Raw genomic sequence first — 14,466 nt, 5'->3', positions numbered from 1 at the left:
CTATGTTTTCACCAGGATGTGTATAGCTCTATGTCGTTTTCACTAAGAACAAAAAAAAATATTCTCATTACCATCATACTCCTCGGCGGACTTGCCATCACACTAAAGGCAACCCATTGGTTCTACTTAGAGCAAGGCTATCAGGACACGGCCGAACGCTCTAAACAGCAGATGACCGAGCTGGTCAATTTTCTCGATGGTTCGCTTTCCCGCTATGAGAGCATTCCCCATGTACTGTCAACAAACCCTTTACTAAAGAATGCCTTGTTGAATCAGCAAGACGGTAAGAGTATACAAAAGCTTAACCTGTATTTAGAAGAGATAAAGCACATTACCGAGTCGCTGGATATCTATTTAGTCGATGCATTAGGAGTATCAATAGCCGCCAGTAACTGGCAGAAAAGTTACTCATTTATTGGCAAGGACTTCTCCTTCAGACCTTACTATCAGCAAGCCATTTCCGGTCAACTCGGCAGATACTATGCAGTAGGAACCACGTCGAACAAACGCGGTTTTTATTTTTCCTACCCAGTCTATGAGCAACAAAGCATCTTAGGGGTTATCGTTGTTAAGCTCGATATCACAGAGATAGAACAGCAAAGCACAGGAATAGCGCGAGCAGGTGGTTATGAATTTGCCATAACCGATCCTGATAATATTATCTTTCTATCGAGTATTAATCACTGGCGCTTACGGTCATTGACCCCATTGGATCAATCGAGACAATATGCCATCCATGCATCAAAACGCTACGCCAGCAGGGTCATTAACGAATTGACTCTCAGTCCCCTTTACGATGCAGGCGCCACCGATGAGCATAATCTGTATGCATTTAGCTCACTTAAGGGCCAGTTCGATTATATGGAGACTCATAAAGCTATGGCAAAGGCCGGTTGGAGCGTGCATATCATGGCGCCATTAACGCCCATATATCAGTCTCTTCCCCTATTGATGACCCTATATGGTTCCCTATATCTACTCTTGGCTTTAGCCGCCCTTTTTGGCTACGAGAGACGTAAAAACCTGCTCAGGATCCAACAAGCCAACGATCTGTTGGAACAGAGGGTACAGGCCAGAACTCAAGATTTACAAGCCAGTAACCGGAAACTCAACGAAACCCAGGATGAGTTGATCCAGGCCGCTAAACTTACCGTCATAGGCAACCTATCGGCGAGCATCAATCACGAAATAAATCAGCCCCTGGCGGCGATCCGAAGTTATGCACAAAACACTAAGACCATGATATCAAGAAACCAGACTGAGATGGTGACTGACAACATTAATACCATCATATCTCTCACCGACAGACTCGCCGTGATCGTGGGCCAATTTAAAAGTTTCACCCGCAAGAGCCAATCCAGAGACAGTGCGACTGATATCAATCAATGCATTCAAGATGCTCTTACCATCATAAAACCTGAGATAGACAAGCAAGGGGTTGAGCTGCTCTATCGAGCCAATGAGATAAGCGGCCAGGTCTGGGCTGACAACGTCAGGTTACAGCAGGTACTGGTTAACTTAATGAGTAATGCCATCGTCGCCATGCAGCGCAGTGCTCCTAAGAGGCTCAGCTTAACCTTAGTGCTTGAAAGCCAGCTGTGTATCAAGATACAAGACACTGGATCTGGGGTGCAAGAGAGCCAGATGGAGAAGATTTTTGAGCCCTTCTTTACCACCAGTGATCGTCAGGGCCTTGGCCTTGGCTTGTCGATCTCAAGACGGATAATTGACTCAATGCAAGGTAGTATCAGGGTCTCCAATGCGCAAACAGGCGGCGCAATTTTCGAAATCACCCTACCCGTTTATAGCAGCAACAAAGCAAGTCCAGATCATGCATCACAAGGAGACTCATTCAATGAGCAAAAGCACTCAAGCTAACTTCAACAATTTCAGCGTGATCATTGTCGACGACGAGCCATTTATCGGTTCGGCTCTGGTGCAACTATTTGAGTTGGAAGGTATCTCGGCAATGGCCAGCAGCGAGCCTAAATCCATACTCAATAGCATCGATATAGACTGGCCAGGCGTGCTTATCAGTGATGTGAATATGCCTACGCTCGATGGTATCTCACTTATGCAGAGCCTCATTGCCAAGGACAATGACCTTCCCATCATTCTCCTCACTGGTTTTGGCGATATTGCCATGGCCGTCTCGGCATTAAAACAAGGCGCCTATGACTTTCTCGAGAAACCTTTTAACAATGAACATATTTTGGATGTCGTAAAGCGCGCACTGGAGAAAAGAAGCTTAACCTTAGAGAACCGAAAACTGAAACGAGAGCTGGAATCTAAAAGTCTCCCGGGTCCAAGAATTTTAGGCCATAGTCCGGGGATCAAGCAGATGTTGCACACTTTACACCAAGTTATCGATATGCCAGCTGATGTATTAATAGAGGGGGAAACCGGAACCGGGAAAGAGTTAGTGGCGAGATACTTGCACGATCATAGTATCCGCCATAAGGCTAACTTTGTGGCTATCAATTGCGGCGCTATCCCCGAAACCATCATAGAAAGTGAGCTGTTTGGCGCCCAATCCGGAGCTTTCACCGGCGCCGACAAGACCCGCATAGGCAAATTTGAATACGCCAACGGCGGAACTCTGTTTCTTGATGAAATAGAGAGTACCCCTATGTCGCTGCAGATAAAGCTTTTGCGCGTCTTAGAAGACAGGAAAATTGAACGTTTGGGTTCAAACAAGAGCATAGCGCTAGACATCAGAGTGATTACCGCCACTAAAGTGGATCTCAACGCCCTATGCCAAACCGGTGAATTCAGACAAGATCTTCTCTATCGACTAAACTTGGTCACAGTCCCCATTCCCGCTCTTCGCGAAAGACGAGAGGACATCCCTCTGCTCTTCCTGCATTTTTCCCGCATCGCCTCATCTCGCTACCACAAGGCCTTGATCCCACTAGATCCAGTACAGACAGCACAACTCTCCTCTCACGACTGGCCAGGTAATGTCAGAGAGCTGAGAAATCTTGCCGAACGCTATGTACTACTGGGTGGTGAAGCCGCCTTCACCTCCGCCATCAATAGCTCAACTAAACTCAATGCCAGCATGTCATTGCAGCAAAGAGTCGAATTTTTTGAGCGTCTCTTGATAGAAGAGGCGTTAAGCCACAATAAAGGCAGCATCAAGCTCACCATGGAACAACTCGATCTCCCCCGTAAAACCTTATATGACAAGATGCAAAAATACAGTCTGGATAGAAAACACTTTATACAAAAATTAAATCAATGCGATTAGCCCAGTAGCTAATACCAATCGGTGTAAAGATGATAATTAGCTATTATTAGCATGGACTGACAATATCATCGGCTCATGTTTAGTCAGTCTCAGTAAAACCAGACTCAAGACCGCCATAACCAAACTTGAGCCAAGCACCACGCCTTGCCAGCCCCAATGATGCCAAAATGGCATCAACAAAGGTCCACCCAATGCGGCTCCCAGATAATAACTACACAGATAAAGCGATGTCGCCTTGGCTCTGTGACGCTTTGCCCTGTGGGTTACCCAGGCATTACAACCACTGTGGATAAAGAAAAAACCGAATGCTGTCATCAGGAAACCCAAACAGATAAACACGCCGATATCGACTAAAGTCATCAAGGATCCTAAAAACATCAGCAACAGAGATAATCGAAACAGAGCCCTGCGCCCGAAGCGCTTAATCCAAAGACCAGAATGATAAGACGCCCAAGTACCACTCAGATAACAGAGGAAAATAAGGGTCACCTCGAAGCGGCCCCAACTAAACGGCGCCGACATAAGATGAAGCTGAATGAAGCTAAATTGATTCACCATGACTAAAAAAGCTAAACCACCAACCAAATAAATTTGTCTGAGCTTAGCATCACGCAGATGCACCATAAAACCGTTAAGATCTTCAGCCCTGAGCATGCCGCCCCTCGCTCTGTGCTCCTCTTGGCTCTTTAACTTAGTGGTATTGGGCAGCAGATAATGCACCAAGAGCACACCAGCAATCGAGATAACTAAGATAACCAAAATCACTTGCTGCCAATGCAAGTGTAATGACAGTGCGCCACCAATCAAACGTCCGGAGATCCCGCCTATGCTATTCGCTGCGATATAGATCCCCCCGCCTTTAGCATGGATGCTTGGCTCAGCTCGTCCTTAAAATAGGCCATGGCAATGGCAGGAACGGCCGCGAGCAAGACTCCCTGTAACAGCCGTAAGAGTACAAGAGATGGAAAATCTGTCACAAAGATCATCATGACATCGGTCAACAGCAGCAGATATAAGCTGATCATCAAGGGCTTCTTACGTCCGACCCTGTCGGATAACAAGGCATAAAACAGCAGTGAAAACGCCATGGCAAAACTGGTAACCGAGAGTAATATGGTCGAGTGACTGATATCAACATCGAAGGTCTCGGCAATCAAGAGCAAGATACCTTGCACTAAGTACAGGTTGATATAGATAACAACCGAGGCGATAGATAGGCCCCAGATAAGCCTTACCTCTTTGTTTTTATTATTAATGTTATCAGTTAAAGACATAGGCCCATACAAGTCGATGATCGAACTCCATAGACATAGGTTAGCACCGAGGTTAACATAACAATAATAGATTAAAGCAATCAAAGTCATTGATTTTTGTTATGGACATACGACAACTTAAGCATCTTGATGCCCTGGTAAAAACAGCCAGCTTCACTAAGGCTGCGCAGAGCCTGAATATGGCCCAGCCGGCCTTAAGCCAAAGTATCAAACGCCTTGAGAGCTCCTTAGGCGTCACTCTGGTGAACAGAGCTAGCTCTGCGAAGGGCGGTAGCAAACAGCTCAGTCTTACCGCTGAAGGTAAGGCGCTGCATCAACATGCTCTGTTGATCATCAAGCAACTCAAGCAAGCCGAGGCCCACATCAAGTCAATGGCAAACTTGACCAAGGGAGAGGTCAGGATAGGAGTGCCGGGTATGCTTGGCTCCTTCTACCTCCCCTCACGTCTGATGGCATTTCGCCATCAATACCCAGATCTTAAACTGTGCCTGTTCGAAGGAGGAACCCGGGACTCGCTCAAGATGCTTGCCCGTGAAGAGGTGGACATTGCCATCATCACCGCCCAAGATCTTAGTCCGGAGTTTGACAGCCACCTGTTGCTAAAGGAGCAGATGGTGGTCGCCATGGGACCTGAGCACCCACTGGCAGAACAGAAAAACATCAGCTTAGCGGCTTTCTTCGAACATGAGTTGGTGATGTTCAAACCCGGCTACTTTCATCGGGAGTGGATGTTAACCCAAGCTAAGTCCTTGGGACTCAGAGCCAATATCGCCTTCGAAACGAATCTTATCAACCTTATTAAACAGGTGGTGTCACAAGGCTTTGCCATCACCAGCGTGCTGGAGATGGTGATCGGCGACAAGGATGACATTTTGGCTAAACCCTTCCAGCCTCCAGTATTTCTCGATCTGCATATCGCCTGGAAAAAACAACGCCCCATCAGCCAGGCAGACAAAGCCTTCGTCGATTTCTTGATGAAAAACAGGTGATGTTTAGTTTAAATTTATATGAGTGATAATGCCTACTGGTATAATAGGCATCGCAACATAACCAGAATAAAAGTATTTATACCGATTGGTATTAACTGAGACAAACAGATGAATAGTGAATTACAAGTAACAGACATAAAGATTGGCGACGGCAAAGAATTAGTCAAAGGCGCCTTAATCACCACCCAGTATGAAGGTTTTTTGCAAGATGGGACTAAATTTGACTCTTCTTACGACAAGGGCAGGGCATTTCAATGTGTCATCGGCACGGGCCGAGTGATCAAGGGCTGGGATATCGGTTTAATGGGGATGAAGGTCGGCGGTAAGCGTAAGCTCGAGGTCCCGGCTCATCTCGCCTATGGAGAGCGTCAAATAGGGTCTATGATCCCTGCCAATTCTAATCTATCTTTCGAGATTGAGCTATTAAAAGTACTCACTCGAGATGACTAACTCTTATATAGCTTCGTCATATAGAGTCAGTTCAACCTGACTCTATATGACGAAGTAGAACATTCGTTTATACACCAACAGACTAGCCTCAGCTAACTGGCATCAAACTGGTTTTCTGGCATGGCTTGGATAAATGCATCCAGTTGATTACAATTTTCGGTGACGCGCAAAATATTAGGATAGCAAGTCAAATCCACCTTGAAGCGATGGGCGTTGTACACCTGTGGGATTAAGCAAAGATCCACTAAGCTCACACTGTCCCCGAAGCAGAAACGTCCAGCATGCTTCTCGAGTTGTTGCTCCAATGCACCGAATCCCTCATGGATCCAGTGATGATACCAGACAGATTTAGCCTCATCGGCAATTCCAATCTCTCCAGCCAAATACTGCAGCACCTTAAGATTGTTGAGCGGGTGAATTTCACAGGCTATAGACAATGCGAGAGCTCGCACATGTGCCTTAGATTTGGCTTCTGTAGGAAGCAGAGCACTCTGTGGATAGCAGTCTTCCAGATACTCGAGAATAGCCATAGATTGTGACAACACGAACTCATTGCCACTGTCATCTATATCGACTAAAGTCGGCACTAACTCCTGGGGGTTTATCTTGGCATAGTCGGCCTTATGCTGCTCACCGCCATCTTTCACCAAGTGCACTGATAACAAGTCGGCATCGAGTCCTTTAAAGTTCAAGGCAATTCGGACTCTATATGCGGCGCTCGAACGCCAATATCCGTATAGTTTCAACATCATACTTCCTTAAAAATCTGAGTTTTAAAATCTGGGCTAAAAAAAACGGGACTAATCCAATTGAATTAGTCCCGCTCTATCAAATATTATAAAAGTTAACCTTTATACTCGACGACTTGCTGATCGATTGAACCGAAAATAGTCTGCTCATTATCATCGAGCATCTCGATACGCACCCGATCGCCAAACTTCATAAATGTGGTCGATGGTTTACCATCGGCAATCGTTTCTAGCATGCGCGTCTCGGCCAAACAGCTGGAACCCGCCGAACGATCATAGTTTGAGATGGTACCCGAACCTATGATGGCACCAGCACCTAAAGGTCTGGTCATGGCAACATGTGACACCAACTGACTGAAGTTGAATGTCATGTCGACGCCGGCATTAGGGCGACCGAACAGCTCATTGTTTAAATGAGTGATAAGTGGCAGGTGCACTTTCGAGTCTTCCCAGCGAGCACCAAGCTCATCTGGCGTCACCGCCACAGGAGAGAAACTGCTCGATGGCTTGGCCTGGAAAAAACCAAAGCCCTTAGCCAATTCACCCGGGATCAAGTTACGTAGAGACACATCATTCACTAACATCAGCAACTTGATATGCTTATGTGCAGAATCTGCTGACACGCCCATGGGTACATCATCGGTAATAACGGCTATTTCGGACTCAAAATCTATGCCCCACTCTTCACTCGCCAATGGAATATCGGCTTTAGGCGCGATAAAGCAATCTGAGCCACCTTGATAAACTAAAGGATTGGTCCAGAATGTCTCCGGCATCTCAGCACCACGAGCCTTACGTACTAGCTCAACGTGATTAACATAAGCACTGCCATCGGCCCATTGAAAAGCACGGGGTAGAGGGGATAAACACTTGGCTTCATCGAAATCGACGGCATTATCGATCAGGCCATCGTTTAACGCTTCATACAGCTCTTGCAATTGTGGCTGCAGCAGCTCCCAGGCATCGATTAGCTGCTGCATCGTATGAGCAATTGCAGGCACAGCCACAGTTTTAGAAAGATCTTTACTCACTAACATCAACTGGCCATCACGACGACCATTGTTATAACTGGCTAACTTCATACCCGCTCCTATCCTAAATCTGCACCCGACTGAGTTCTGATCTCAGTCGGGTGTCATGTCTATTGCAATAATGGCTATATAAGTACCTTAAGCATAGCCAGATAGGAATAGCGTGACCGAAATCACATGAGCCTCGATAAGCCCCTATTCCGTAAAGATATAATTACACTCACTCCACCCAGCTAAAATAGGGGCTTTTCACCGAAAACATGCTGAAAAAAACGTCACCACGTGGCAATAAGCTTTTACATCTATTTTTGCTTGCTGATCTTATACTCTCTGAGCTTATTGGCGATAGCAGTGTGTGAAACCCCCAGCTTCTTAGCCAACTGACGCGTGCTTGGATAAGCTGGGTAGAGTCGTCTTAGCAGGCTGGATTCAAACTGTTTCATCGCCTGATCTAAACTTCCCTCAAATTGATGGTCAAAATAACCGAATCCTTCCGCGTAGGAAGGCAATTTCAGGTGCTCCACCGATAACTCGGCAGAGCCATCCCACATAGACACAGCCCTGAAGATGGCATTCTTAAGCTGACGAACATTCCCCGGCCAGGCATAGTTGAGTAAATGCTCCCGGCATTGAGCCGAAATACGCCTGATTGGAATAGACAGTTGTTGGCTATAATGCTCGAGGAACATCTCCGTCAGCGGGATCACATCAACCTTGCGGTCACGCAGTGAAGGCATATGAAAACTCAATACATGGATTCGATAAAACAGATCTTCTCTGAACTCGCCGGTCTGACACAACTCAGCCAGATTCTTCTGAGTCGAACAGATGATCCTGACATCGGCTCTCACCTCATTGTCCCCACCTAACCGTCTGAAGGTTCCGTCCTGAAGTAAGCGTAGCAGCTTAACCTGAGCCGATTTAGACATCTCGGCAATCTCATCGAGAAAGACAGTACCGCCCTTGCCCTCCTCGAAGAAACCTCTTTTCACCACAGTGCCGTTACTGACGAAGCCAAACAACTCCTCTTCGGCGGCACTGTCCGGCAGGGCCGCGCAGTTGATGGCGATAAAGGGATGCTCTCTACGCATACTGGCATCGTGACATGCCCTGGCCATCAGCTCCTTACCTGTCCCCGTCTCCCCGGTGATCAACAGAGGCGCATCGAGTTGAGCCATACGACGTGCTTGAACCAGCACCTCTTTCATCTTGTCACTGGTCACAAGAACGTTCTCAAAACCCACAGTTTGACTCTGAAGAGCATTGAACTGCTTGCCCACTCGCGCCGGCGATTTCAACGAGACTACAGCGCCTGCGAGTATGCTTTTCTCATTCTCATCAGGCAGATAGATGGGTAGCATCTCGGCTAGATATTCATTTTGTCCTATGTTGACTCGGGTCGCCTGAGCCAGCACTAAGCCCTCACTGAGCCAACGACTAAAGTTAAACCCCTGAACCCAGTGGTTGAGCGGTTCATCTATTATTTCATGTTCGGCCATGCCCACAGTCATGAGTGCAGATTCATTCACGATCCGCACCCGGCCTTTCACATCGAGAGAAAACACAGAGTCGGGCAGAGTTTTGAGCAAAGTTTTTAAGGCGTAATGCTCCTGCTCCGATGGCATAAAGGAGACGGTGCGGACATCATGCACTCCCTCCACTTTCCTGATCAGGGGCAATAACTCGCTGAGCACATCGAAATTGACTTCGGCGAACTGGAGATAGAGAAAACCTTGGTTACTGGCATCTATCGCGATAAGGTTGATGCCGTAACCTTCTAAAATCATCAAAATGTCTTTGGCCAGACCGACCCGGTCCAAACAACATACTTCAAGGCGCATACTGTCAAATTTCCCTTTATTAATAATATCGTTATTGGGATAACTCACAAATAAAAAGCCGTCTATTTCAAATATGAAACTCGGCTTTCAGCAGTTCATCAAAGGCTTATACGTTAGAAGGTTATGATAAATGTGGCAAGTCTTGTTTACAGTACGAGGAGCTGTTTTGAAAAAATTGAGCAGGCTAGATAAACTAACCTACTGATTTTATATTAATAAGTGTTAGTTTACTAACTGGTCGGTCTTGGCCGCCATGATGAAATCGTTCTTATGTAGCCCCTTGATTGAATGAGACCACCAAGTCACAGTGACCTTGCCCCATTCAGTTAAGATCCCCGGATGATGAAATTCTGCCTCGGCCAGTTCCGCCAGAGCATTGGTGAATACCATGGCAAGTTTAAAATTTTTGAACTTGTAGACGCGCTCTAACTGCATCACACCATCACGCACTTCGACTCCCCAATCGGGGATCATTCTTATCAGCTCTGCGAGTTCACCGTCAGAGACTTTAGGTGCGTCGGCCTGACACGCCTCACATTTCATTTCCGATAACTTGGACATTATTCTTCCTTCTTATTTAATGATCTTAAACTAAGTGACAAATATGACACTTAGTAGATAAATTTCTTTTATATTACTAGCAGGCTTTTGTATCACTTAGCTGGCTTTAGATTTCGGCTCATACAGGGGAGCAAACATGCCTAGTTTTTTAGCTTCTGCTACGGCTCCCATGATATCCATCTCAACGATTTCATCGAGAAACGATAAGCCATCGACGGCATAATAGACAGGCTGCATGATATCGATGCGGTAAGGTGTTCTTAACACATCAACGAGGTTAAAAGGTTTAATCTGTGGCTCACCCCCCATCGCATATAAGGTTTCTCCCGGTGAGCTCAATATACCACCGCCATAGATTGACAATGAATCGTCTCGATTGCGGATCAGACCAAACTCGACGGTAAACCAGTACAAACGAGCCAGTAATACCCTGTCCTCCTTGCTAGCCGACAAACCTAATTTTCCATAAGTATGTGAAAACTTAGCGAACGACGCGTTGGTCAACAGGGGACAATGGCCAAACACCTCATGGAAAATGTCTGGTTCTCTTAAATAATCAAATTCATCTTTACTGCGGATAAAGGTGGCAACAGGAAACTCTCGATTAGCCAGCAGCTCAAAGAAGCGCTCGAAAGAGATCAATGCTGGCACGGCAGCGGTTTTCCAGCCCGTCGTATCTAACAACACCTTATCGATATCCTGCAGCTGTGGAATATTACTGTCCGATAAGCCCAAATCAATCAGACCTTGTTGATACTCGTTGCAGGCGTATTCAGATAAATTCCCCAATTGTCTCGAATACAAGGCTTGCCAGATCTCATGTTCTGCTTGAGGGTAATCTATGTGACCATCTGCATCTGGTAATCGAGCCACATACTCTGTATTTTTACTCATGTCTTTTTACATTACTCATTATGGTTCCCTTATTCATACTCGATCAATCGAGCTTTTTTGTTAACTCCCTCACAGTTTATTCTTTGCCTAAATCCACGCCTCCTTTGTAACCTTTTTGTTACAGCCTAAGTAGTGAGTATCACAAACGACTAAAACTAATGACATTTACCTGTACCTTTAACTTTACGGAATATTATAGAAACACACTTTTACTCCTAAGTAGGCTATTAACATGGCTTTTCCTTGTCAGTTTATTAAAATAGAGCAATGAGGCTGTAATTATCACTGACTAAATTCGTGATAAGCGACTAAACTCAGCACGTTAAGCTGATTTTGCAACCGAATTAGGCAACTGAGCAAAGGATAAAAATGAAACAAGCGCAAATACGTAAAGCTGTGATCCCGGTTGCGGGACTAGGAACAAGGATGCTTCCAGCGACGAAGGCCATTCCAAAAGAGATGCTGCCCGTCGTCGATAAGCCGCTAATTCAATATGTTGTCAATGAAGCCATAGCCGCAGGTATCAATGAAATCGTTCTGGTTACCCATGCCAGTAAGAATCCGATTGAAAACCATTTCGATACCAGTTTCGAACTCGAGGCCCAGCTAGAAAGACGAGTGAAGCGCCAACTATTAACCGAAGTGCAGTCAATCTGTCCGCCCGGTGTAACTGTGATCAGTGTCAGGCAAGCCCAGGCAAAAGGATTAGGCCATGCTATTTTATGCGCTAAGCCAGTGGTCGGAGATGAGCCCTTTGCCGTACTATTACCCGATGTTATCGTCGATGAAGCCAGCTGCGACCTCAGTCAAGATAACCTGGCTGAAATGGTGCAGTTATTTAACTCAACCAATGTCGGCCAGATCATGGTTGAAGGCGTGCCTTTAGAGCAAGTCAATCAATATGGTATCGCCGACGTCAATGGCCATCAGTTAACACCCGGTGATTCGGCACCTTTAGCTCAGCTGGTCGAGAAACCCTGCATAGATGAGGCTCCATCAAACCTCGCCGTCGTCGGGCGTTACATCCTACCCGCAGATATTTGGCCATTACTGGCTAAGACTCCTGCAGGTGCGGGGATGAGATTCAACTCACCGATGCCATCGCTATGATGATGGAAAAGCAGACGGTAAATGCCTATTACATGAAGGGAAAGAGCCACGATTGCGGCAACAAGTTGGGATATATGCAGGCAGGCATAGAACATGCCCTACGCCATAAAGAGATAGGCCAAGATTTCAAACAATACCTAATCAATCTAGTATCAGAGCTAAACGAGGAAAAGCAGTCATGACCATATTAGTCACAGGTGGCGCGGGTTATATCGGTAGCCATACAGTGGTAGAGCTGTTAAATGCGGGACAAGACGTGGTAATCGTCGACAACTTAGTTAACTCAAGCATCGAAGCCTTACATAGAGTAGAAGAGATCACCGGAAGAACAGTCACATTTTATCAAGGTGATGTGCTCAATAAAGCCTTCCTGCAGAAGGTATTCAGCGACCATAAAATCCAATCTGTGATCCATTTCGCTGGGTTCAAAGCCGTTGGTGAATCTGTGGCCCAGCCATTACGCTATTATGAGAACAATGTCACCGGCACCTTAGTGCTATGCGAAGTCATGGCGGCTAACGATGTCAAAAATCTCGTTTTTAGCTCGTCGGCCACGGTTTACGGCGATCCTGCCAGCCTACCTATCACCGAAGACTTTCCCACAGGTGCAACTAACCCCTATGGTCAATCCAAGTTGATGGTCGAACATATATTACAAGATCTGCATCATTCAGACCCAAGCTGGAACATAGCCAGACTGAGATATTTTAACCCTGTGGGCGCCCACTCAAGTGGCCGTATAGGTGAAGATCCTAATGATATACCCAACAATCTGATGCCGTTTATCGCTCAGGTAGCCGTGGGAAAACGTGATAAACTCAGTGTATTCGGTGATGATTATGACACCCATGATGGCACCGGGGTTCGTGATTATATTCATGTGGTCGACTTGGCCGTAGGTCATCTAAGGGCGTTAGATAAACTCAACACTCAATCTGGATTAGTAACCTATAACTTAGGTACAGGCCAAGGATACAGCGTCATCGATATGGTGAAAGCCTTTGAGAAGGCCTGCGGTAAGCCCATCAATTATCAAGTTGTCCCACGCCGCCCAGGAGATATTGCCGCTTGTTATGCCAACCCAGATAAAGCCCAGAGCGAACTTAACTGGAAAGCGACTCATAGCCTAGAAGATATGGCCAGTAGCAGCTGGCACTGGCAGTCGAGTAATCCTAACGGCTATGGGCAATAGACTATAAGTTAAGGTCCTAGGTTCTAGGCTTGAATATAAGATGGTTCCAGGACCTTAGTTTTTCACTTAATGAAGCAGTATCAAATGAGTAATATTAATCAGAGTCGTCGACGCCTTTTCAGTCGAAAAAAGTCCAATGCCATACGGCCGCCATGGAGTAAAACAGATATCGAGTTTACCGATATCTGCACCCGCTGTGATAAGTGCATCAAGGCCTGCGAGACACAGATAATTATCCGGGGTGATGGTGGTTTTCCTGAGATTAACTTTGCCGATGACGAGTGTACCTTCTGTAAGAAGTGTGCCGAAGTTTGCCCCGAGCCCTTGTTTCTCGATACCGAACAAGCCCCCTGGAAGTTAAAGGCTGTGGTACAGGAGACCTGTCTGGCGTATAAAGGCGTCTGGTGCCAAAGCTGTAAAGATGCCTGCGATGAGCGCGCCATCAGCTTTGAATCCGCCATAGGCCAGGCGCCTAAACCTATGATAGACACAGGTCTATGCACCGGCTGCGGCGCCTGTGCAGCCCCCTGCCCCACAAATGCCATCAAATTACTGTCCCTCAACCAATAAACAGAGCTATTGCTCTAGCTAAGTAAAACAAGCCACAGCCAAAAAAATGACTTAAATGTGCCAAATATTAGTGGTTTGTTTACTGTAAATTTAAGGTTAATATCAGTTTATTCATGACCTATTTGTAGAGCATTATGTTCGGAAATAAGAAAAGCAGCACAGGACTTACCTTCGTGGCCCAGGGCACTAAACTCTCAGGCGAGAGTCACTTTGCCGGAGAAGCACTCATAGGTGGTGAAGTGTACGGAAAAGTGAGCTCAACGGGAAAAATCACCATAGAAGTGGATGGCTATGTTGATGGAGAAGTAAACTGTGAGGAGTTAAAAGTCTCAGGTAACTTCAAGGGCAAGCTAAAATGTAAAAAGCTCAATATCACCAGCACAGGCACAGTTGAAGGTGAAATAGCCTGTGAATCTATGGAGATATTTGAGGGAGGTCAGTTTATCGGTATGCGTGTAAGAGAAGATATCGCTTTATTGAACACGATCTCACTAGACGAAGACAGTCACACTGAGCCTAAAGCAGATATTCAAGGTGAGCTGCAAGCAAACTGAA

Annotated in this window: 12 protein-coding genes and 2 pseudogenes; 8 read left to right on the top strand and 6 right to left on the bottom strand. The window is 46.1% G+C overall.

The window, feature by feature from the left end; genetic code table 11:
* Positions 1–30: 30 nt before the first annotated feature.
* Together FM037_RS10250 and FM037_RS10245 are read left to right on the top strand one after the other, a co-directional pair.
* A complete protein-coding gene (locus FM037_RS10250) occupies positions 31–1,878 on the top strand; it encodes a sensor histidine kinase (RefSeq protein WP_144045926.1) in 1,848 nt (615 codons plus the stop codon).
* Positions 1,856–3,250, top strand: coding sequence for a sigma-54-dependent transcriptional regulator (locus tag FM037_RS10245; RefSeq protein WP_144045925.1), 1,395 nt, complete (start codon positions 1,856–1,858; stop codon positions 3,248–3,250). Before FM037_RS10250 ends, FM037_RS10245 begins: the two co-directional genes overlap by 23 nt.
* 36 nt (positions 3,251–3,286) lie before the next feature.
* Here the strand turns inward: FM037_RS10245 and FM037_RS10240 are convergent.
* A pseudogene (locus FM037_RS10240) lies at positions 3,287–4,524 on the bottom strand (MFS transporter).
* 101 nt (positions 4,525–4,625) lie between these two features.
* On the opposite strand from FM037_RS10240, the gene FM037_RS10235 reads away from it, so the two are divergent.
* Together FM037_RS10235 and FM037_RS10230 are read left to right on the top strand one after the other, a co-directional pair.
* Positions 4,626–5,513 carry a LysR family transcriptional regulator gene (locus tag FM037_RS10235; RefSeq protein WP_144045924.1) on the top strand — a complete coding sequence of 296 codons (888 nt, stop codon included), beginning with the start codon at positions 4,626–4,628 and terminating at the stop codon, positions 5,511–5,513.
* Between the two features lie 108 nt (positions 5,514–5,621).
* A complete protein-coding gene (locus tag FM037_RS10230; protein ID WP_144045923.1) occupies positions 5,622–5,963 on the top strand; it encodes an FKBP-type peptidyl-prolyl cis-trans isomerase in 342 nt (113 codons plus the stop codon).
* A 92-nt stretch (positions 5,964–6,055) separates the two neighbouring features.
* Here the strand turns inward: FM037_RS10230 and maiA are convergent, their stop codons facing one another.
* The 5 genes from maiA to phhA form a co-directional block, all read right to left on the bottom strand.
* Positions 6,056–6,709, bottom strand: coding sequence for a maleylacetoacetate isomerase (maiA, locus tag FM037_RS10225; protein ID WP_185977071.1), 654 nt, complete (start codon positions 6,707–6,709; stop codon positions 6,056–6,058).
* A 98-nt stretch (positions 6,710–6,807) separates the two neighbouring features.
* The gene (locus FM037_RS10220; RefSeq protein WP_144045922.1) at positions 6,808–7,794 is read right to left on the bottom strand and encodes a fumarylacetoacetate hydrolase family protein; all 987 of its coding nucleotides are present in this window, start codon (positions 7,792–7,794) and stop codon (positions 6,808–6,810) included.
* Between the two features lie 251 nt (positions 7,795–8,045).
* Positions 8,046–9,584 carry a transcriptional regulator TyrR gene (gene tyrR / locus FM037_RS10215; protein WP_144045921.1) on the bottom strand — a complete coding sequence of 513 codons (1,539 nt, stop codon included), beginning with the start codon at positions 9,582–9,584 and terminating at the stop codon, positions 8,046–8,048.
* 222 nt (positions 9,585–9,806) lie between these two features.
* Positions 9,807–10,145: a 4a-hydroxytetrahydrobiopterin dehydratase gene (locus FM037_RS10210; protein ID WP_144045920.1), complete on the bottom strand. Its 339-nt coding sequence runs from the start codon at positions 10,143–10,145 to the stop codon at positions 9,807–9,809.
* 96 nt (positions 10,146–10,241) lie between these two features.
* Positions 10,242–11,039, bottom strand: a complete 798-nt coding sequence (phhA, locus tag FM037_RS10205) for a phenylalanine 4-monooxygenase (protein WP_144045919.1) — start codon at positions 11,037–11,039, stop codon at positions 10,242–10,244.
* Positions 11,040–11,408: 369 nt separating this feature from the next.
* On the opposite strand from phhA, the pseudogene galU reads away from it, so the two are divergent.
* The 4 genes and pseudogenes from galU to FM037_RS10185 all read left to right on the top strand — a co-directional run bounded on the left by galU (position 11,409) and on the right by FM037_RS10185 (position 14,465).
* A pseudogene (gene galU, locus FM037_RS10200) lies at positions 11,409–12,331 on the top strand (UTP--glucose-1-phosphate uridylyltransferase GalU).
* Complete coding sequence (gene galE, locus FM037_RS10195) at positions 12,328–13,341, top strand: UDP-glucose 4-epimerase GalE (protein ID WP_144045918.1); 1,014 nt, start codon at positions 12,328–12,330, stop codon at positions 13,339–13,341. The pseudogene galU and the gene galE overlap by 4 nt, the downstream one beginning before the upstream one ends.
* 84 nt (positions 13,342–13,425) lie before the next feature.
* Positions 13,426–13,911: a ferredoxin-type protein NapF gene (gene napF / locus FM037_RS10190; protein WP_144045917.1), complete on the top strand. Its 486-nt coding sequence runs from the start codon at positions 13,426–13,428 to the stop codon at positions 13,909–13,911.
* A 134-nt stretch (positions 13,912–14,045) separates the two neighbouring features.
* Positions 14,046–14,465 carry a bactofilin family protein gene (locus FM037_RS10185; RefSeq protein WP_144045916.1) on the top strand — a complete coding sequence of 140 codons (420 nt, stop codon included), beginning with the start codon at positions 14,046–14,048 and terminating at the stop codon, positions 14,463–14,465.
* The last annotated feature ends 1 nt before the right edge of the window (position 14,466 follow it).

The sequence above is a fragment of the Shewanella psychropiezotolerans genome, from assembly GCF_007197555.1.
GTDB lineage: Bacteria > Pseudomonadota > Gammaproteobacteria > Enterobacterales > Shewanellaceae > Shewanella > Shewanella psychropiezotolerans.
The sequence above is the reverse complement of the archived record's forward strand: the minus strand, read 5'-3'. Positions and strand labels throughout refer to the sequence as shown.